The following is a 21740-nucleotide window of genomic DNA, read 5'->3' as shown; positions in this document are numbered from 1 at the left end:
CCTTACAGTCCGGTGGTCACGTCGATACGGTGGCCCTCTTCGAGGGTCACGATCGCGCGCTTGCTGTCCGATTGCGAACCGAAATTGCCGCGGAACACCTTGGTCTTGCCCTTGCGGACGAGCGTGTTGACGCTCCTGACCTTGACGTCGAACAGCTTCTCGATCGCCTCCTTGATCTGAGGCTTGGTCGCCTTGGCGGCCACCTTGAACAGAACCTTGTTGTGCTCGGAGGCGAACGTCGCCTTCTCGGTCACGACCGGCGCGATGATGATGTCGTAGTGGCGCGGATCAATGGTCTTCATTTGAAGCGCGCCTCCAGCGCATCGATCGCCGCCTTGGTCAGCACGAGCTTCTGACGGCGCAGGATGTCGTAGACGTTGATGCCCTGGATCGGCAGCACGTCCAGGTTCGGGATGTTACGGGCTGCAGCGGCAAAGCCGTTGTGCAGCTCAGCACCGTCGATGATCAGCGCGTTGGTCAGGCCGAGACCGGAGAAGTGACCGATCAGCGCCTTGGTCTTCGCCGCCTCGAGGGTGGCGTTCTCCAGCACGACAAGATCACCGTCCTTGGCCTTGGCCGACAGCGCATGCTTCAGCGCCAGCGCACGGACCTTCTTCGGCAGGTCGGTCGCATGCGAGCGCACGACCGGACCGAAGGCGCGGCCGCCGCCACGGAACTGCGGCACGCGGGCCGAGCCGTGACGAGCACCGCCGGTGCCCTTCTGCTTGTACATCTTCTTGCCGGTGCGCCAGATCTCGGCGCGGCCTTTGGCCTTGTGGGTGCCGGCCTGGCGCTTGTTCAGCTGCCACTGAACGCAGCGCTGAATGATGTCGACGCGCGGCTCCAGACCGAAGATGGCGTCGGAGAGCTGGACGGAGCCGGCTTCCTTGCCCTCGAGGGTGGTGACTTTCAGTTCCATTTATGCGCCCTCCTGCACGGCCGGCGCTTCGGCAGCCTGCTCACCCGCGACCTTGAACTTGCCGGGCTTCGGCGCTTCCTTCGGCAGCGGCTTCTTCACGGCGTCGCGCACCGAGATCCAGCCACCCTTGGAGCCGGGCACCGCGCCTTCCACCAGGATCAGGCCACGCTCGACATCCGTCTGCACCACACGCAGGTTCAGCGTGGTGATGCGATCGACACCCATGTGACCGGGCATCTTCTTGTTCTTCCAGGTCTTGCCGGGGTCCTGACGGCCACCGGTCGAACCGATCGAACGGTGCGAGATCGAGACACCGTGCGTGGCGCGCAGACCGCCGAAGTTCCAGCGCTTCATACCGCCGGCGAAGCCCTTACCGACCGAGGTGCCGGTGACGTCGACGAACTGGCCGACGACGAAGTGATCGGCCTGGATCTCGGCGCCGACCGGAATCAGCGAGTCCTCGCTGACACGGAATTCGGCGAGCTTGCGCTTCGGCTCGACCTTGGCGACCGCGAACTGACCGCGCTCGGCCTTCGGCATGTAGACCGTCTTGCGGCTGCCGCTGCCGAGCTGCAGAGCGACGTAGCCGTTCTTCTCGGTGGTGCGGTGACCGACCACCTGGCAATTGCCGAGCTTCAGCACGGTCACGGGGATATGTTCGCCGGTCTCCGTGAAGACCCGCGTCATCCCGACCTTTTGTGCGATCACTCCGGAGCGCATCGGCGTGCTTCCTGTTCTTCTCTATGTCCGCGTGAGGTGCGAACGTGAATCCAAAAACTTAGAGCTTGATCTCGACGTCGACACCGGCGGCCAGATCGAGCTTCATCAAAGCATCGACGGTCTGCGGGGTCGGATCGACGATGTCGAGCAGGCGCTTGTGGGTGCGCATCTCGAACTGCTCGCGGCTCTTCTTGTCGACGTGCGGCGAACGGTTCACGGTGAACTTCTCGATGCGGGTCGGCAGCGGAATGGGTCCGCGAACCTGCGCGCCGGTCCGTTTCGCCGTGTTGACGATCTCGCGCGTCGACGTATCGAGGATACGATGGTCAAACGCCTTGAGACGGATGCGGATATTTTGGCCGTTCATTGCCGTATCTTTCTGTGAGTAGTGAGTGGCGAGTAGCGAACGGCGAATGGATAATCTCCATTCGCCACCCGCCATTCCCTATTCGCTGTTGTTACTCGATGATCGAGGCGACGACGCCGGCGCCGACGGTACGGCCGCCCTCGCGGATGGCGAAGCGCAGCTTCTCCTCCATCGCGATCGGCACGATCAGGTGCACTTCCATCGCGATGTTGTCGCCCGGCATCACCATCTCGGTGCCTTCCGGCAGATGGACGACGCCGGTCACGTCGGTCGTGCGGAAGTAGAACTGCGGACGATAGTTGGTGAAGAACGGCGTGTGACGGCCGCCCTCTTCCTTGGTGAGGATGTAGGCCTCAGCCTTGAACTTGGTGTGCGGCTTGACCGAGCCCGGCTTGCACAGCACCTGGCCGCGCTCGACGTCCTCGCGCTTGGTGCCGCGGAGCAGCGCGCCGATGTTGTCGCCGGCCTGGCCCTGATCGAGCAGCTTGCGGAACATTTCGACGCCGGTGACGGTGGTCTTCTGGGTCGGGCGGATGCCGACGATCTCGATTTCCTCACCGACCTTGATGATGCCGCGCTCGACACGGCCGGTCACCACGGTGCCGCGGCCCGAGATCGAGAACACGTCTTCGACCGGCATCAGGAAGGGCTGGTCGATCGGACGCTCCGGCTGCGGAATGTACTCGTCGACATTGCGCATCAGCTCGAGGATGGCGTCGTGGCCGAGCTTCTTGTCCGAATCTTCGAGAGCGGCGAGCGCCGAGCCCTTGATGATCGGGATCTTGTCGCCCGGGAATTCGTACTTCGACAGGAGCTCGCGAACCTCGAGCTCGACGAGCTCCAGCAGCTCCGGATCGTCGACCATGTCGCACTTGTTGAGGAACACGACCAGCGCCGGCACGCCCACCTGGCGAGCGAGCAGGATGTGCTCACGGGTCTGCGGCATCGGGCCGTCAGCGGCCGACACGACCAGGATCGCGCCGTCCATCTGCGCGGCGCCGGTGATCATGTTCTTCACGTAGTCGGCGTGGCCGGGGCAATCGACGTGCGCGTAGTGGCGGTTCTTGGTCTCGTACTCGACGTGCGCGGTCGAGATGGTGATGCCGCGCGCCTTCTCTTCCGGGGCCTTGTCGATCTGGTCGTAGGCAGTGAACGTCGCACCGCCCGTCTCGGCCAGGATCTTGGTGATTGCAGCCGTCAGCGAGGTCTTGCCGTGGTCGACGTGACCGATGGTGCCGATGTTGCAGTGGGGCTTGTTACGTTCAAACTTAGCTTTGGCCATTTGACTCTCCGTTCAGTCGCTCACTTGAGCTCGCGACAATCAGGCAAACTTCTTCTGGACTTCGGCCGACACGTTGGCCGGCGCTTCAGCGTAGTGCGAGAACTGCATCGTGAAGGTCGCGCGACCCTGGCTCATGGAGCGCAGGTTGTTCACGTAACCGAACATGTTCATGAGCGGCACCATCGCGTTGATGACGTTGGCGTTGCCGCGCATGTCCTGGCCCTGGATCTGGCCACGACGCGAGTTCAGGTCGCCGATGACCGAGCCGGTGTAGTCTTCCGGGGTCACCACCTCGACCTTCATGATCGGCTCGAGCAGAACCGACTTGCCCTTCTGCAGCGCCTCGCGGAAAGCCGCACGAGAGGCGATTTCGAAGGCCAGCGCCGACGAGTCGACATCGTGATACTTGCCGTCGACCAGCGCCACCTTGACGTCGACCACCGGGAAGCCGGCGACGACGCCCGCGCCGAGCACGCTCTCGATGCCCTTCTCGACGCCCGGGATGTATTCCTTCGGAACCGCACCGCCGACGATCTTGGACTCGAACACATAGCCGCCGCCCGGCTCGTTCGGCTCGACCACGAGGCTCACGGCCGCGAACTGGCCGGTACCGCCGGTCTGCTTCTTGTGGGTGTAGTCCACGTTGGCCGGCTTGGTGATGCGCTCACGGAACGCCACCTGCGGCGCGCCGATGTTCGCATCGACCTTGTAGGTGCGCTTGAGGATGTCGACCTTGATGTCGAGATGGAGCTCGCCCATCCCCTTCAGGATGGTCTGGCCCGACTCGTGATCGGTCGACACGCGGAAGGACGGATCCTCCGCGGCCAGCTTCGCCAGCGCGACGCCCAGCTTCTCCTGGTCGGCCTTCGACTTCGGCTCGATCGCGATCTCGATGACCGGCTCCGGGAACTCCATCTTTTCCAGGATCACCTGGTTGGACGGATCGCACAGCGTGTCACCAGTGCGGGCTTCCTTGAGGCCTGCAAGAGCGACGATGTCGCCGGCATAGGCTTCCTTGATGTCCTCGCGGTTGTTCGCATGCATCAGCAGCATGCGGCCGATGCGTTCCTTCTTCTCGCGGGTCGAGTTCACGACGCCGGTGCCCGAGGTCAGGACGCCCGAATAGATGCGGCAGAAAGTGATGGTGCCGACGAACGGGTCGTCCATGATCTTGAACGCCAGCAGCGCCAGCGGCTCCTTGTCGTCCGCCTTGCGCACGACCTCGTTGCCCTTGTCGTCGGTGCCCTTGATCGCGGGCACGTCGAGCGGCGACGGCAGATAGTCGACGACGGCGTCGAGCAAGGGCTGCACGCCCTTGTTCTTGAAGGCCGAGCCGCACAGCACCGGATAGAAGGCGCCGGTCAGCACCGCCTTGCGGATCAGGCGCTTCAGGGTCGCCTCGTCCGGCTCGTTGCCGTCCAGGAACGCAGCCAGGGCGTCGTCGTCGAGCTCGACGGCGGCTTCCACCAGCTTCTCGCGATATTCCTTGGCCTGATCGGCGAGATCAGCCGGAATCTCGGCGTAGTCGAACTTCGCGCCGAGCGCCTCGTCGTTCCAGACGATCGCCTTCATCGTCACGAGATCGATGCAGCCCTTGAAGTTGTTCTCCGCGCCGATCGGCAGCTGAATAGCCACCGGCTTCGCACCCAGGCGATCGACGATGTCGGACAGGCACTTGAAGAAGTCGGCGCCGGTCTTGTCCATCTTGTTCGCGAAGACGATGCGCGGCACCTTGTACTTGTCGCCCTGACGCCAGACGGTCTCGGTCTGCGGCTCGACGCCCTGGTTGGAGTCGAGCACGCAGACGGCGCCGTCGAGCACGCGCAAGCTGCGCTCGACCTCGATGGTGAAGTCGACGTGACCGGGGGTGTCGATGATGTTCAGGCGCTTGCCGTTCCAGAACGCGGTGGTCGCAGCGGAGGTGATCGTGATGCCACGCTCCTGCTCCTGCTCCATCCAGTCCATCGTCGCAGCACCTTCGTGCACTTCGCCGATCTTGTGGCTCTTGCCGGTGTAATAGAGGATGCGCTCGGTCGTGGTCGTCTTACCGGCGTCGATATGCGCCATGATGCCGAAGTTGCGATAGTCTTCGATGGCGTGTTGGCGGGGCATGGGTGTGTTCCCTGATTTCCGTCGGTTTCGCCGTTACCAGCGATAGTGCGAGAAGGCGCGGTTGGCTTCAGCCATCCGGTGCACGTCTTCACGCTTCTTCACGGCGTTGCCCCGGTTATTGGAGGCATCGAGCAGCTCCGCCGAAAGCCGCTCGGTCATCGTCTTCTCGTTGCGGTCGCGCGCGGCCGAGATCAGCCAGCGGATGCCGAGCGCCTGCCGGCGGGTCGAACGAACTTCGACCGGCACCTGGTAGGTCGCGCCGCCGACGCGGCGGGAGCGGACCTCGATGGTCGGCATGACGTTTTCGAGGGCCTGCTCGAACACCGTCAGCGGGCTCTGCTTGGTCTTGGCCTCGATGATGCCGAACGCGCCGTAGACGATACCTTCGGCGACCGACTTCTTGCCGGCGTACATCACCGAGTTCATGAACTTGGTGACAATGATGTTCCCGAACTTCGGATCCGGAAGCACTTCACGCTTTTCGGCTGAATGGCGACGCGACATGTGATCTTGTTCCCGCTTCTCTCGAACGTCTTACTTCGGACGCTTCGCGCCATACTTCGAACGGCGCTGCTTACGGTTCTTGACGCCCTGGGTATCCAGCACGCCGCGGAGGATGTGGTAGCGCACGCCCGGCAAGTCCTTGACGCGGCCGCCGCGGATCATGACCACCGAGTGCTCCTGCAGGTTATGGCCTTCACCCGGGATGTAGCCGATCACCTCGAAGCCGTTGGTCAGGCGCACCTTGGCGACCTTACGAAGCGCCGAGTTCGGCTTCTTCGGGGTCGTGGTGTAGACGCGCGTGCAAACGCCACGCTTCTGCGGCGACTGCTGCAGCGCCGGCACCTTCTTGCGCGACTTCTGCACTTCGCGCGGATTTGCGATCAGCTGGTTGATCGTCGGCATCTTGGCCTTCACCCTTCTCAACGTTCGCACGGAGACCGCGACCGGCTTCCGCAAATTCTGTTCGAGGTTCCCCGCCTCACCGGGCCGTTCGCGCGATCAAAACCCACGCAAAACGAAATCGCGCCAACCGTTCATCGCTGAACGGAAAGCGCTTGACGCCACAGAGGACCGCGATCACCACCAGTCAGCTTGCGCTGGCGGGCGGCCTACCGAGGTCATGCATCCGAAATTGGTCTCAGGAGAACGAGCTCGAGAGATCTAATATCGTTTTGGCATTGCCTAGCTATGATCGACAGCGTTTGAGCGGCATTCGTCGAGGGTGGTGCCCGTCCCACCCTGTTCTGGGTGGTCTGGGTGATCCGTACCGACGCTGGCGAAGCTCACCGCCTGTCGTTGAGTGCCGGCCTTTTATAAGCGGTAAATATCCAAGTCAAGCAAAACGACGCCGCAGGACGCTCAAAGAAGCGCTTCTGGCCGCTGCAGTTTCCGCTCCGACGGTGCCCCCGCGTCTAAGGTATCTGTAGACCGCAGAGCCCTGCCCGCGCCTGCGCAGTCACCTCTCCAACCCCGGACATATCCAGAGACATTGAAGATAAGGCTTTTTTCGGCTTTGGCCGACAAGGATGGCGCCAAGACGAGGCGCCCGGTGACAGAATATACCGATATTGCGATCATTGGCGGCGGCCTGGCCGGCGCGATCACGGCCGCCATGCTCGGGCGTGCGGGCATCCCGGCGATTCTGGTCGATCCCCATGCGATCTACCCGGCCGACTTTCGAATCGAGAAGATCTCCAGTGCCGGGCAGATCGGCCGGTTCCGTCGCACCGGGATCGCCGACAAGGTGTTAACCCAAGCCACCCTGGCCCCGGAGAACTGGATCGCCCGATTCGGCTACGTGCTCGAACGGGCGCCAGTCCAGCAATATGGCATCCTGTACGATACGCTGGTGACGGCCGTGCGTGACGAGATCCGTGGCCCTGTGACGCGAATCGTCGCCAAGGCCGTGGCGATCACGCCAGGCGAGGATCGCCAGTCGGTCGTGCTGTCCAACGGGCAGACGATCTCCGCCCGCCTCGTCGTGCTCGCCAACGGGCTGAACGTTGGGCTGCGGCACATTCTGGGAATCACCCGCAAGATCACCAGCCCTGCCCATTCCGTCTCGATCGGCTTCGACCTGACGCCGGTCGGCCGCGCCGCCTTCCCGTTCCCGGCCATGACCTACTTCCAGGAGCGGGCCAGTGCGCGGGTGCCCTACATCACCCTGTTCCCGATCGGCGAGCGCATGCGGGCGAACCTGTTCGCCTATCGCGCGGTGGATGATCCCTGGCTGCGGGCGATCCGGCGCGCCCCGGTCGAAACGCTGACGGCCGCCCTGCCCGGCCTGCGGCGGATCACTGGCGAGTACGCCGTGAGCGGCGAGGTGAAGGTCCGGCCAGCCGATCTGATCACCAACAGCGGATATCGCATGCCCGGCGTGGTGCTCGTCGGCGACGCCTTCTGCACCACCTGCCCCGTCACCGGCACCGGCTCCGACAAGGTGTTCACCGATGTCGAGCGCCTCTGCAACGTCCACATTCCGCGCTGGCTGGCGACTGACGGCATGGGCGAGGCCAAGATCGCGGCCTTCTATGCGGACCCGGTCAAGATGGCCTGCGATGCGTGGTCGCTCGAGAAGGCCTGGAATTTCAGATCCGTCTCGATCGGGACCAGACCCTATTGGCAGGCGCAGCGCTGGGCACGCTTTGCAGTCTCGCTCGGCCGCGGCACGCGGCAGCGGCTGACGAAGACGATTGCGCCGCTCAACGCTTATTCCTCGTCGTCGTCATCATCCTCATCGTCGTCTTCATCGCTGTCGTCGTCGGCCTGATCGGCCCGACTCGGCTGGTGGCCCTGGTCGTCCCACAGCTTGCGATAGACACCGTTCTTGGCCAAGAGCTCGGCGTGGCTGCCGCGCTCGATCGCCCGGCCGCCGGAGATAACGATGATCTCGTCCATCTCGACCACCGAGGTCAGGCGGTGGGTCGACCAGATCATGGTGCGGCCCTTGGCGACCTTGAGCAGGGTGCGGTTGATTGCGGCTTCCGTGGTCTGGTCGAGCGCCGAGGTCGCCTCGTCGAGCAGCAGCACGGAGGGATTGCGGATGATGGCGCGGGCGATTGCGATGCGCTGGCGCTGGCCGCCGGACAGCGTGTCGCCGCGCTCGCCGACGAGCGTGTCGTATTTCTGCGGCAGGCTCATGATGTAGCGGTGGATCTCGGCCTTCTTGGCCGCCTCCTCCACCTCGGCGTCGGTGGCGCCCTCCTTGCCGAGCCGGATGTTCTCCCGCAGCGACATGTTGAACAGCATGTTCTCCTGGAACACCACGGCCATGCTGCCGCGCAGCGAATCGCGCGTGACCCTGCGGATGTCGACGCCGTCGATGGTGACGCGGCCTTCGTTGGGCACGTAGAGTCGCAGGATCAGGTTGAGCAGCGTGCTCTTGCCCGAGCCCGACGGACCGACGATCGCGATCCGCTTGCCGACGTCGAGCTTGAGGCTGAGATTGTCGAGCACCGGCGTCTGGCTGCCCTCGTACTGGAAGGTCACGCGCTCGAAGGTGATGTCGTGGCTGATGCGGGGCAGATCCGGCGCGCCCGGCCGGTCGGCGCCGCGGGTCGGCTCGTCCAGCAGCTCCTGCATGTGCCGGATTGCGGCCGCCGAGGAGATCGACACCGGCACGAAGTGCATGACATGGGCGATGTTGTAGGACACCTCCCAGAACGCGCTCTCGAAGGTGACGAAGGTGCCGATGGTGATCTGGCCCTTGGTGGCGAGATAGGCGCCGAGGGCGAGCACGACGAGATGCAGCAGCAGCACGGAGATCGTGACGGTGCGCTCGACCATGGTCGACAGGAACATCGCATCGGCCATCTTGCGCCGCGCCGCGTCGTTGCGGAAGCTGAACCAGCCGAATACCTTGCGGTGCAGGCTGAAGGCCTTGATGACGGCTTGCGCCGCGATGTTCTCCTGGATCACGCCGAGCAGCGACGCCTCGTTCAGCTTCTGCTCGTAATTGGCCTGAACCGCCTTCGGCGTCAGGATGCGCGGGCCGATCAGGGTGATCGGAAACACCAGCAGCGCGATCGCAGCGAGCTGCCAGTTGAGAAACAGCATCAGAATGATGCCCGCAATCAGCTCGAGGAACGGCAGCACAGCGCTGTTGGCGAAACTCTTCACGACGTTCTCGAACGCCGACATGTCGACCGAGAAGCGCGACAGGATCTCGCCGCGCTTGGTGCGCTGGAAATAGGCGGCCGGCAGGTTCTGCACGTGATCGAACAGACGGGTGCGGACATCCGAGATGACGCAAGCCGCCAGACGCGCATCCCAGCGCTCGTAGAGCACGGCAACGATCGAGGTGAAGATGCCCGCAACGGCCAGCACGCCGAGGATGCGATAGAGCGCCTCGAAATCCTCCTCGCCGAGCGCATCGTCGATCAGGAACTTGAGGCTGAGCGGCATGATGACGTTGAACAGCGTCTCGATCAGGACGCCGATCGACACGAAAGCCAGCATCTTCTTGTATCTGGCGAGCAGCGGCGAGACGAAGCCGTAGATGGTCGCAAGCGCACCGGCGGCCTCTCGGGCCGTGTAGACGACGAGATCCTCGTCGTCGTCATCATCGTCGTCGAGATCGTCGCCCTCGTCCTCGCCGTCCTCATCGTCGTCCTCGTCGGAGGGAGGCGGCGCAGGCTTGCTTGCCTGTGGTGGCTTGGTGGCCTGCGGCGGCTTGGATGCCTGCGGCGGTTTGGCGGCCTGCGACGGCTCGGAGGGCTGCGGCGCTTCAGATGTGTGCTGCGCTTCGGCTGCCAGTGGCGCGTTGGCGGCGAGCGGTGTTTCCGGCGCTTGGGGTGCCTGCGGCGCTTGGGGCGCGGCGGTTCCAGAAAGCCGCTTCGCGATCTCGGCTGCGGCGCCCGCGGCAGCCGCAATTCGCTCGCCGGCAATCCGATCGTCCGCGGCCTGACCGGGCGGCGCCGAGGTCGAATTGGATTTCGAACCTCGTTTCGAGCCTGATTTGGAAGCCGGTCTCGACTCTGACTCTGGTTTCTTGGGCGCCATGCAACCAACCGAAGCAGCGCGGCCGACGAGAGCGCCAGCCTTGCGCGTCAGGCCTTTAACATCTGCACAGCGCCGCGGCCAGCGTCCTCAATCTTCGTCCTCGACCTTGTCGAAGAACGAATACCGCAGGCTGTCGGCGTCGGCGTACCACTGACCGGGCCCCTTGTTGGCCGCGAGCGTCGCAGCCCACACCTCGTCGGTGCAATCGCGGCGGTGCATGGCCAGATCAAACCCGTTGCCGAAGAACAGCTCCGACCACTCCCACCAGGTGCCGAGCTTCTTGACCCCACGCAGCAGGTCGTAGCGGTCGACCAGCGCCGGGGCCATGTCCGAGGTGATCGAGCCGAACACGAGGCCGGTCTTGACGACGCGGTTGAGCTCGCGGATCGCGCGCGCAACCTGCTTGTCACCGAGGTGGCAGAGGCTGGTCTCGAACACGAAATCGAACTCACCGGTTTTGAACGACATGTCGGTGATCGAGCCGAGCTTGTTGTACTTCTTCAGCGCCTTCGGCGTCTTGCCGTGGATGTAGCGGTTGTTCTCTATGCCCCGGGCATCGATGCCGCGCTCGCGGAGCGCACCCACCAGCTCGCCGCTCGCGGAGCCGGCGACCAGGAGCTTGTAGCCCTTGCCCTTACCGGCCCGGTTCCAGACGATCTTGATAAGGCTGGTCAGATAGTCCGGATCGGTGAACTGCGACCACGCTTCGCTGTACGGCCCCTGCCCGCGATAATTGTCGAAATAGTCGCGGTCGATCTTGTCCGACAGCGGCATCTCGGCCTGCGAGCGGGCGCGGCGCAGCCGCATCATCTCGGTCAGGATGATGTCGGTGGCCGCATCCGAGGAATCGAGCAGCCCGTTCAAGGTCGAGTCGAACAGGTAGTCTCCGACCACGACGATACCGGGGTGCTCCTTCGGCTCAGGCCGGTGATTGGTCATGACGTCGCGCACCGGCAGACCGCCGGGCAGCGCGTTGACCGACGACAGCCAGCGATGGATCTTGCCTTCCATGAAGTGTGCGCGCGCATCGCCGAGCGCCGCCGGGAGCGACTTCAGGGCGGCATCGATCAGCTCCTGGTCCGACAGGTTGGCGAAGGCGAGCGCATCCGAGCCCGCGATCAGCCAGTTCAGCACGCCGTGCTTGCCGACGTCGTGGCGCGAGCCCTCGTTGTAGATGCAGCAGCCGCCGAACGCCTCCGACATGAACCAGGAGCCCGGAATCTTCTCGCCCCAGAACGGCTCGTCGAACAGGATCGAGACGCGCAGATAATGCGCGGGACGATCGAAATAGGCGATGTGCTTGACCATGGACTGGCGCAGCTTCTCGCCGTCCCAGCCGACCGTCGACAGCCAGGAATGCGGCAGACACACCAGCACGAGATCGAACTCGCGCGTCTCCGGCCCCTTGCCGTTCATCATGTTGAGCCGGTAGCGGCCCTGCTCGGTCTTGCCGATTCGGAGCACGCGATGATTGAGTTTGATGTCGGCATCGACCTCCGAGCGAAGGCACTCGATCAGCTGCTCATTGCCGTTCTGGATCGAGTACAGGCCGATATAGTCGTCGATATCCATCACGAAGTTCTTGAGCGCATTGAGGCCGTTGGTGTTGTGGGCCTCGGTCGCGAGGTCGGAGCGCGACATCACCTTGAAGAAGCGCTTGGCCGTGGGATCCTCGACCTCCTCGTCGAGCAGCTCTTCGCAGGTCTTGTAGGCCCAGGGGTGCTCGTTATCGTGGGCGCCGACGCCTTCGTAATATTCGACCGGCGACATCACCTCCGTACAACGCTTGCGGAACGCCTCGACGGCAGCGGCCGTCTTCGGGCCGTACTTGCGGCGCAGCCCGGGCACGTCGTCGAGCAGCTCTCCGTCGAGCTGGACCTGCAGCGCATCCATCGGAATCGTCTGCAGACCGAAATGCTGGATCAGCTCGCGCAGCGGATCAGGGCCGGTCATCGAGTAGTCGTAGATTTCTGCGACACCAGCCTCATACATCGCCGGTGCGGTATCGAACTTGCGCGTCACGATCTTGCCGCCGAGCCGGTCGGATGCCTCGAAGATCGTCACCTTGCAGAGATCGCCGAGTTTGCGCCTCAGGTACCAGGCGCTCATCAGTCCACCCGGACCGCCACCAACAATCGCAAGGTCAAGCATCTAAGTTCCGCCATCTCCGGCTGTCAGCGACGTTGCCGGTCGTCCATATCAGGGGTCCTGCCACCCTCGGGGCTCGATCGGCCATAGCGTACCCGGCCCGCAAAAGATTTGCGCCGGAGCAAATCGGCGCATCGCCACGGGAGTCGACGGAAATCAGCTCAGCGGATCTGATGCTTCCAAAAGCGCCTCTGTCCCTGAAGGGAAGATGAACAACGGGGCAGCAGCACGGCGACAGGAGAAGAAAATGTTAAAAAAGGCCGGCAACCGCCGGCCTTTTTCTACGCGCGATGAACGCACGGCAGACCCCAACACCGTCAGGGTCTGCCGCAACCGTCCGTTTACTCTGCCGGCGGCAGAGCGAGCGGCTGAGGCTCCGGCTGCGCCGGCACGATCGCCGCCTGCTTCTCGCGCTCGTCGAGAATCAGCTTGTCGCGCTTCAAGGCGACTTCGCGGATGCGGGCCATCGAGGCGCCGGTGCCAGCCGGGATCAGACGGCCGACGATGACGTTCTCCTTGAGACCCTCGAGCGGATCGATCTTGCCGTTGACCGCCGCCTCGGTGAGGACGCGGGTGGTCTCCTGGAACGAGGCCGCCGAGAAGAACGACCGGGTCTGCAGGCTCGCCTTGGTGATGCCGAGCAGAACCGGAGTGCCTGTGGCCGGCTTCTTCGCCTCCTCCACGGCTTTCGCGTTGAGCAGGTCGAACTCGATCTTGTCGACCTGTTCGCCCGAGATCATGTCGGTGTCGCCCTGGTCGGCGATCTCCACCTTCTGCAGCATCTGACGGACAATCACCTCGATGTGCTTGTCGTTGATGAGCACGCCCTGCAGCCGGTAGACCTCCTGGATCTCGTTGACCAGATAGGCCGCGAGCTCCTCGATGCCCTTGATCGCCAGGATGTCGTGCGGCGCGGGGTTGCCTTCAACGATGAAGTCGCCCTTCTCGACGATGTCGCCATCCTGCAGATGGATGTGCTTGCCCTTCGGGATCAGGTACTCGCGCGGCTCCTCGGTCTTGTCGACCGGCTCGATCGAGATGCGACGCTTGTTCTTGTAGTCGCGACCGAACCGGATGGTGCCGGCGATCTCAGCGATGATCGCGGCATCCTTCGGCTTGCGCGCTTCGAACAGCTCCGCCACCCGCGGCAGACCGCCGGTGATGTCGCGCGTCTTGGCGCTTTCGGTCGAGATACGCGCCAGGATGTCGCCTGGCTTCACCGTCGCACCGACGTCGACAGAAAGAATCGCGTCGACCGACAGCATGTAGCGGGCATCGCCGCCGCGGGCGAGCTTGAGCACCTTGCCGTCCTTGCCCTTGATCACGATCGCCGGACGCAGATCCGCGCCACCGCGCGTTCCACGCCAGTCGATGACCACGCGCTTGGCAATACCGGTGGATTCGTCGAGCGTTTCCGAGATCGACAGACCTTCGGTCAGATCCTCGAACCCGATCGTGCCCTCCGCTTCCGTGAGGATCGGGCGGGTATAAGGATCCCACTCGGCGATGCGCTGGCCGCGCTTGATCATGTCGCCGTCGTCGACGTGCATGCGCGAGCCGTACTGGATACGGTGCGTCGCACGCTCGGTGCCGTCGGGGTCGACGATCGTCACGACCATGTTGCGGACCATCGCGATCAGGTGACCCTCGCTGTTGCGAGCGATCGACTTGTTCCTGATGACCACCTTGCCTTCGAAGTTCGATTCCACGAAGGACTGCTCGTTCAGCTGCGCCGCGCCACCGATGTGGAAGGTGCGCATCGTCAGCTGGGTGCCGGGCTCACCGATCGACTGCGCGGCGATGACGCCGACAGCCTCGCCATGATTGACCGGCGTGCCGCGCGCCAGATCGCGGCCGTAGCACATCTTGCAGATGCCGTTGACGAGCTCGCAGGTCAGCGCCGAGCGGATCTTCACCTCCTGCACGCCAGCCTGCTGGATGGCGTCGATGTGGCTCTCCTCCATCAGCGTGCCGGCCTTGACCAGCACGGCGTTGGTCGCGGGATCACGCACGTCATCGCAGGGCACGCGGCCCAGGATGCGCGAGCCGAGCGAAGCCACGACCGTGCCGGCATCGACGATGGCGCGCATCTTGATGCCGAGATGGGTGCCGCAATCGTCCTGCGTGATGATGCAGTCCTGCGCGACGTCGACCAGACGACGGGTCAGGTAGCCCGAGTTCGCGGTCTTCAACGCGGTGTCCGCGAGGCCCTTGCGGGCGCCGTGGGTCGAGTTGAAGTACTCGAGAACCGACAGACCTTCCTTGAAGTTCGAGATGATCGGCGTCTCGATGATCTCACCCGACGGCTTGGCCATCAGGCCGCGCATGCCGGCGAGCTGACGCATCTGGGCCGGCGAACCGCGGGCACCGGAATGCGACATCATGTAGATCGAGTTGATGTCGGCATCCGCCCCCGTCGCCGTCTTCTTGGTGACGGAGATTTCCTTCATCATCTCCTTGGCGATCTCTTCGCTGGCCTTCGACCAGGCGTCGACGACCTTGTTGTACTTCTCGCCATGGGTGATCAGACCGTCATTGTACTGCTGCTCGAAATCCTTCGCCAGCGTACGGGTGGTGTCGACGATCTTCCACTTGCCCGCCGGCACGACCATGTCGTCCTTGCCGAACGAGATGCCCGCCTTGAAGGCGTTGTAGAAGCCGAGCGCCATGATGCGGTCGCAGAAGATCACCGTCTCCTTCTGGCCGCAGTGACGATAGACCTGATCGATCACGCCCGAGATTTCGCGCTTGGTCATCAGCTTGTTGATGACCTCGAACGTGACGCGCGGATGCTTCGGCAGGAGGTTGCCGAGCATGACGCGGCCCGCGGTGGTTTCGATCCAGCGCTTGGCGACCTTGCCGGTCTCGTCCATGCCCTCCCAGCGATACTTGATCTTGCTGTGGAGATGGATGGCCTTGGCGTGCAGCGCATGCTCGAGCTCGGCCATGTTGCCGAACGCCATGCCCTGGCCGGGCATGCCTTCGCGCATGATCGAGACGTAGTAGAGACCGAGCACGATGTCCTGCGACGGCACGATGATCGGCTGACCATTGGCCGGATGCAGGATGTTGTTGGTCGACATCATCAGGACGCGCGCTTCCAGCTGCGCTTCGAGCGACAGCGGAACGTGGACGGCCATCTGGTCGCCGTCGAAGTCGGCGTTGAACGCGGAGCACACCAGCGGATGCAGCTGGATCGCCTTGCCCTCGATCAGCACCGGCTCGAACGCCTGGATGCCGAGGCGATGCAGCGTCGGCGCGCGGTTCAACAGCACCGGATGCTCGCGGATGACCTCGTCCAGGATGTCCCAGACCTCGGGGCGCTCCTTCTCGACCAGCTTCTTGGCCTGCTTGACCGTCGTCGACAGGCCCTTGGCATCGAGCCGCGAATAGATGAACGGCTTGAACAGCTCGAGCGCCATCTTCTTCGGCAGGCCGCACTGGTGCAGGCGCAGCTCCGGACCGACCACGATGACCGAGCGACCGGAATAGTCGACGCGCTTGCCGAGCAGGTTCTGACGGAAGCGGCCTTGCTTGCCCTTGAGCATGTCGGCGAGCGACTTCAACGGACGCTTGTTGGCGCCGGTGATGACGCGGCCGCGGCGGCCGTTGTCGAACAGCGCATCCACCGCTTCCTGAAGCATGCGCTTCTCGTTGCGGATGATGATGTCCGGCGCGCGCAGCTCCATCAGCCGCTTCAAACGGTTGTTGCGGTTGATGACGCGGCGGTAGAGGTCGTTGAGGTCGGAGGTCGCGAAGCGGCCGCCGTCGAGCGGCACCAGCGGCCGCAGGTCCGGCGGGATCACCGGCACCACGGTCATGATCATCCATTCCGGCTTGTTGCCGGAGTGGCGGAAGGCCTCGACGATCTTCAGGCGCTTCGCGAGCTTCTTGTGCTTGATGTCGGAGTCGGTCTCCTGCATCTCCGCACGCAGCGTCTGCTCGAGCTTCTCCAGCTCGAGGCCGCGCAAGAGCTCACGGATGGCCTCGGCGCCGATCATGGCGGTGAAGCTGTCCTGGCCGTATTCGTCCTGCGCCTTGAGGTACTCGTCCTCGGACAAGAGCTGACGGTCCTTGAGCGCGGTCAGACCCGGCTCGAGAACTACGTAGTATTCGAAGTACAGGATCCGCTCGAGATCCTTCAGCGTCATGTCGAGCAGCAGGCCGATGCGCGACGGCAGCGACTTCAGGAACCAGATGTGCGCGACGGGAGCGGCGAGCTCGATATGGCCCATGCGCTCGCGCCGGACGCGCGACAAGGTCACCTCGACCGAGCACTTCTCGCAGATGATGCCCTTGTACTTCATCCGCTTGTACTTGCCGCACAGGCACTCGTAGTCCTTGATCGGCCCGAAGATGCGGGCGCAGAACAGGCCGTCGCGCTCGGGCTTGAAGGTGCGGTAGTTGATCGTTTCCGGCTTCTTGATCTCGCCGTAGGACCAGGACAGAATCTTCTCCGGAGACGCAATCGAGATCCGGATCTGGTCGAAGACCTGAGCCGGCGTCGTCGGATTGAAGAGATTCATAATTTCTTGGTTCATCGTATTCTCCTCGCGGGCCGATCGGGGGTCGGCCGCAAATTCGAAAATCTCTCAACGGGCGCCTTGTCCTGACCCGCGGGGGAAGGCGCCGGCACCCGGCCGTCCGAGACGGCCGGGCCTGACCTCTTGAACTACTCGGCGGCTTCCGACGTCGGCGCCGGTCCGAGCTTGGAGTTGTGCAGGTCGACGTTGAGGCCGAGCGAGCGCATTTCCTTGACCAACACGTTGAACGATTCCGGAATACCGGCCTCGAACGTGTCGTCGCCGCGCACGATCGCCTCGTAGACCTTGGTGCGGCCGGCGACGTCGTCCGACTTCACCGTCAGCATCTCCTGCAGCGTGTAGGCCGCGCCGTAGGCTTCGAGCGCCCACACCTCCATTTCGCCGAAACGCTGGCCGCCGAACTGGGCCTTGCCGCCCAGCGGCTGCTGGGTGACCAGCGAGTACGGGCCGATCGAACGCGCATGGATCTTGTCGTCGACCAGATGGTGCAGCTTCAGCATGTAGATGTAGCCGACCGTCACCTTGCGATCGAACGCATCGCCGGTGCGGCCATCATAGACCGTCGACTGACCGGAGGCGTCGAGGCCGGCGAGCTTCAACATCTCCTCGATGTCGGCCTCCTTGGCGCCGTCGAACACCGGCGTGGCGATCGGCACGCCACGGCTCAGATTGTGACCAAGCTCGATCAACTCGTTGTCGTTGAGCGACTTGATGGTCTCGTCATCGCCGTAGATCCGCTTCAAGGTCTCCTTCAGCGGCTTCACGTCCTGCTTCGACAGGTAGGCATCGACCGTCTGGGCGATGCGCTTGCCGAGGCCGGCGCAGGCCCAGCCAAGATGCGTCTCGAGGATCTGTCCGACGTTCATGCGCGAGGGCACGCCCAGCGGGTTCAGCACGATGTCCGCATGCGTGCCGTCCTCGAGGAACGGCATGTCCTCGATCGGCACGATCTTGGAGACGACGCCCTTGTTGCCGTGACGGCCGGCCATCTTGTCGCCCGGCTGGATCTTGCGCTTCACCGCAACGAAGACCTTGACCATCTTCATCACGCCTGGCGGCAGCTCGTCGCCACGCTGCAGCTTCTCGACCTTGTCGAGGAAGCGCTGTTCCAGCCCCTTCTTCGACTCGTCGTACTGCTTCCGCATGGCCTCGATCTCGGCCATCAGCTTGTCGTTCGGCGAGGCGAACAGCCACCACTGCGACTTCGGATACTCGTCGAGCACCGCGCGCGTGATCTTGGTGTCCTTCTTGAAACCCTTCGGACCGGAGATGCCCTGACGGCCATCCAGCATGTCGGCGAGACGGCTGTAGACGTTGCGGTCCAGGATCGCCTGCTCGTCGTCGCGGTCCTTGGCCAGACGCTCGATCTCTTCCCGCTCGATCGCCAGCGCACGCTCGTCCTTGTCGACGCCGTGCCGGTTGAACACGCGGACTTCGACGATCGTGCCCTGCACGCCCGGCGGCACCCGCAGCGAGGTGTCGCGCACGTCCGAGGCCTTCTCGCCGAAGATGGCGCGCAGCAGCTTCTCTTCCGGAGTCATCGGGCTCTCGCCCTTCGGCGTGATCTTGCCGACCAGGATGTCGCCGGCGCGCACTTCCGCGCCGATATAGACGATGCCGGCTTCGTCGAGGTTCTTCAGCGCCTCTTCCGACACGTTCGGAATGTCGCGCGTGATTTCCTCCGGACCCAGCTTGGTGTCGCGGGCCATCACCTCGAATTCCTCGATGTGGATCGAGGTGAAGACGTCCTCCTTCACGATCCGCTCGGAGAGCAGGATGGAGTCCTCGAAGTTGTAGCCGTTCCACGGCATGAACGCGACGAGCACGTTGCGGCCGAGCGCGAGCTCACCGAGATCGGTCGACGGACCGTCAGCGATGATGTCGCCCTTCTTGACGATGTCGCCGACCTTCACCAGCGGACGCTGGTTGATGCAGGTCGACTGGTTCGAGCGCTGATACTTCATCAGCCGGTAGATATCGACGCCCGACTTGGTCGGATCGAGATCCTCCGTGGCGCGGATGACGACGCGGGTGGCGTCGATCTGGTCGATCACGCCGGAGCGGCGCGCCGCGATCGCGGCGCCCGAGTCACGGGCCACCACACCTTCCATGCCGGTACCGACGAACGGCGCCTCGGCGCGAACCAGCGGCACGGCCTGGCGCTGCATGTTCGAGCCCATCAGCGCGCGGTTGGCGTCGTCGTTCTCGAGGAACGGGATCAGCGCCGCGGCCACCGAAACGAGCTGCTTCGGCGACACGTCCATGTAGTCGACCTTGTCGGGCGTCATCGGCACGACTTCGCCGGCATGACGGCAGACCACGAGGTCCTCGGTGAAGCGGCCCTTGGCATCGAGCGGCACGTTGGCCTGCGCGACGCGGTAGCGCCCCTCCTCCATGGCCGACAGATACACCACCTCGTCGGTGACCCGGCCGTCCTTGACCTTGCGGTACGGCGTCTCGACGAAGCCATACTTGTTGACGCGGGCGAAGGTCGCCAGCGAGTTGATCAGGCCGATGTTCGGACCTTCAGGTGTCTCGATCGGGCAGATGCGGCCGTAATGCGTCGGATGCACGTCGCGCACCTCGAAGCCGGCGCGCTCGCGCGTCAGACCGCCCGGTCCAAGCGCCGACAGGCGGCGCTTGTGGGTGATCTCCGACAGCGGGTTGGTCTGGTCCATGAACTGCGACAGCTGCGACGAGCCGAAGAATTCGCGCACGGCAGCGGCGGCGGGCTTCGCGTTGATCAGGTCCTGCGGCATCACGGTGTCGATGTCGACGCTCGACATGCGCTCCTTGATGGCGCGCTCCATGCGCAGCAGGCCGATGCGGTACTGATTCTCCATCAGCTCGCCGACCGAGCGGACGCGGCGGTTGCCGAGATGGTCGATGTCGTCGATCTCGCCCTTGCCGTCACGCAGGTCGACCAGGGTCTTGATGACCGACAGGATGTCTTCCTTGCGCAGCGTGCGCTGGGTGTCGGGCGCATCGAGCTCGAGGCGCATGTTCATCTTGACGCGACCGACCGCGGAGAGGTCGTAGCGCTCGGCATCGAAGAACAGCGACTGGAACATCGCCTGCGCCGAATCGAGCGTCGGCGGCTCGCCCGGACGCATCACGCGGTAGATGTCGAACAGCGCATCCTCACGCGTCATGTTCTTGTCGGCCGACAGCGTGTTGCGGATGTAGGGGCCGACATTGACGTGGTCGATGTCGAGCAGCGGCAGGTCCTTGTAGCCCTGCTCGTTCAGCACCTTGAACAGCTTGTCGGTGATCTCCTCGCCGGCCTCGGCGTAGATCTCACCCGTCTTCGGATTGACGAGATCCTCGGCGATGTAGTTGCCGAGCAGCTCCTCGTCCGACATGCGCAGCGCCTTCAGCCCCTTCTCCTGGAGCTGGCGGGCGGCGCGCACGGTGAGCTTCTTGCCGGCCTCGAGCACGACCTTGCCGGTGTCGGCGTCGATCAGGTCGTTCACGGTCGAATAGCCGCGGAACCGGTTGGCGTCGAACGGAACGCGCCAGCCTTCCTTGATGCGCTTGTAAATCAGCTTCTTGTAGAAGGTCGACAGGATCTGCTCGCCGTCGAGGCCGAGCGCGAACATCAGCGACGTCACCGGCAGCTTGCGGCGACGGTCGATGCGCGCGAACACGATGTCCTTGGCGTCGAACTCGATATCGAGCCAGGAGCCGCGATACGGAATGACGCGGGCAGCGAACAGCAGCTTGCCCGACGAGTGGGTCTTGCCCTTGTCGTGGTCGAAGAACACGCCCGGCGAACGGTGCATCTGCGAGACGATGACGCGCTCGGTGCCGTTCACGATGAAGGTGCCGTTCATGGTCATGAGCGGAATGTCGCCCATGTACACGTCCTGCTCCTTGATGTCCTTCACCGACTTCGCACCGGTCTCCTCGTCGATATCGAACACGATGAGGCGCAAGGTCACCTTGAGCGGCGCAGCGAAGGTCATGCCGCGCTGGCGGCACTCGTCGACGTCGTATTTCGGCGGCTCGAACTCGTAGCGGACGAATTCCAGCATCGAGGTGCCCGAGAAATCGGAGATCGGGAACACCGAGCGGAACACCGCCTGCAGGCCCTCATCCGCTCGCCCACCCGTGGGCTCGTCCACCATCAGGAACTGGTCGTAGGACGCCTTCTGAACCTCGATGAGGTTCGGCATCTCCGCGACTTCCTTGATGTGTCCAAAGAACTTGCGAACGCGTTTGCGACCGGTGAATGTCTGCTGCGCCATCGTGGCCTCTCATTTCGTCGCCCGGAGGGGCGAACCTTCCGAAACAGCGGCTGCCACCGCCCCTTCGGGTTGAATTTCGATCCATTTCGAGGATCTGAGGCCCAAAGCCGGAACGGAAACGTCCCAGCTCTGTTCTTCAGACCAGCAAAACGCAAAACGACGCGCGAGGCGCGAGGGCGCACCCGCTCGTCACAACCATCTCGTCACGGACTGCAAAAGCCCGAAATTGCCTATCTCCCAACGGTCTAAAGGCGGAGACGCCACTCCACCGATAACCGGCTTTTCGTGCTGCCGACCCAATATGGGCCGACGATAGCCGAGATTCGAGGGGGAAGCCCCTAAATCTCCACACTTTTCCGTGTTCGGCCCGCAACGGGCGATCCTGTTGCACGCCTTT

General features: G+C 63.7%; 13 protein-coding genes. 1 reads left to right on the top strand and 12 read right to left on the bottom strand.

What is annotated here, in order from left to right:
• Window positions 1-2 precede the first annotated feature (2 nt).
• The 8 genes from QX070_RS13955 to rpsL all read right to left on the bottom strand — a co-directional run bounded on the left by QX070_RS13955 (window position 3) and on the right by rpsL (window position 6306).
• Window positions 3-302, bottom strand: a complete 300-nt coding sequence (locus tag QX070_RS13955; RefSeq protein WP_315737599.1) for a 50S ribosomal protein L23 — start codon at window positions 300-302, stop codon at window positions 3-5.
• The gene (gene rplD / locus QX070_RS13950; RefSeq protein ID WP_315737598.1) at window positions 299-919 is read right to left on the bottom strand and encodes a 50S ribosomal protein L4; all 621 of its coding nucleotides are present in this window, start codon (window positions 917-919) and stop codon (window positions 299-301) included. The genes QX070_RS13955 and rplD overlap by 4 nt, the downstream gene beginning before the upstream one ends.
• Complete coding sequence (gene rplC, locus QX070_RS13945; protein ID WP_006611838.1) at window positions 920-1639, bottom strand: 50S ribosomal protein L3; 720 nt, start codon at window positions 1637-1639, stop codon at window positions 920-922.
• Window positions 1640-1697: 58 nt separating this feature from the next.
• On the bottom strand, window positions 1698-2006 hold the full coding sequence (rpsJ, locus tag QX070_RS13940; RefSeq protein ID WP_002712302.1) for a 30S ribosomal protein S10: 309 nt from the start codon (window positions 2004-2006) through the stop codon (window positions 1698-1700).
• A 91-nt stretch (window positions 2007-2097) separates the two neighbouring features.
• Window positions 2098-3288 (bottom strand): elongation factor Tu, encoded by a 1191-nt coding sequence (gene tuf / locus QX070_RS13935; protein ID WP_006611837.1) that lies wholly within the window; start codon window positions 3286-3288, stop codon window positions 2098-2100.
• A gap of 39 nt (window positions 3289-3327) precedes the next feature.
• Window positions 3328-5400, bottom strand: a complete 2073-nt coding sequence (gene fusA / locus QX070_RS13930; RefSeq protein ID WP_315737597.1) for an elongation factor G — start codon at window positions 5398-5400, stop codon at window positions 3328-3330.
• Between the two features lie 33 nt (window positions 5401-5433).
• Window positions 5434-5904, bottom strand: coding sequence for a 30S ribosomal protein S7 (rpsG, locus tag QX070_RS13925; protein ID WP_006611835.1), 471 nt, complete (start codon window positions 5902-5904; stop codon window positions 5434-5436).
• Window positions 5905-5934: 30 nt separating this feature from the next.
• Window positions 5935-6306: a 30S ribosomal protein S12 gene (gene rpsL / locus QX070_RS13920; protein ID WP_006611834.1), complete on the bottom strand. Its 372-nt coding sequence runs from the start codon at window positions 6304-6306 to the stop codon at window positions 5935-5937.
• A 646-nt stretch (window positions 6307-6952) separates the two neighbouring features.
• Between rpsL and QX070_RS13915 the strand changes: the two genes are divergently transcribed.
• Window positions 6953-8173, top strand: a complete 1221-nt coding sequence (locus tag QX070_RS13915) for an NAD(P)/FAD-dependent oxidoreductase (protein ID WP_315737596.1) — start codon at window positions 6953-6955, stop codon at window positions 8171-8173.
• Here QX070_RS13915 and QX070_RS13910 read toward each other — a convergent pair.
• The 4 genes from QX070_RS13910 to rpoB form a co-directional block, all read right to left on the bottom strand.
• The gene (locus QX070_RS13910) at window positions 8113-10404 is read right to left on the bottom strand and encodes an ABC transporter ATP-binding protein (protein WP_315737595.1); all 2292 of its coding nucleotides are present in this window, start codon (window positions 10402-10404) and stop codon (window positions 8113-8115) included. The two genes, QX070_RS13915 and QX070_RS13910, sit on opposite strands and share 61 nt — an antisense overlap.
• An 87-nt stretch (window positions 10405-10491) precedes the next feature.
• Complete coding sequence (locus tag QX070_RS13905; RefSeq protein WP_315737594.1) at window positions 10492-12555, bottom strand: FAD-dependent oxidoreductase; 2064 nt, start codon at window positions 12553-12555, stop codon at window positions 10492-10494.
• A 338-nt stretch (window positions 12556-12893) separates the two neighbouring features.
• On the bottom strand, window positions 12894-17093 hold the full coding sequence (gene rpoC, locus QX070_RS13900) for a DNA-directed RNA polymerase subunit beta' (protein ID WP_315737593.1): 4200 nt from the start codon (window positions 17091-17093) through the stop codon (window positions 12894-12896).
• Between the two features lie 131 nt (window positions 17094-17224).
• On the bottom strand, window positions 17225-21343 hold the full coding sequence (rpoB, locus tag QX070_RS13895) for a DNA-directed RNA polymerase subunit beta (protein ID WP_315737592.1): 4119 nt from the start codon (window positions 21341-21343) through the stop codon (window positions 17225-17227).
• Window positions 21344-21740 lie beyond the last annotated feature (397 nt).

Origin of the sequence: Bradyrhizobium sp. SZCCHNR1093 (assembly GCF_032381175.1) — a bacterium.
GTDB lineage: Bacteria > Pseudomonadota > Alphaproteobacteria > Rhizobiales > Xanthobacteraceae > Bradyrhizobium.
This window is presented reverse-complemented; position numbering and strand designations above follow the sequence as displayed.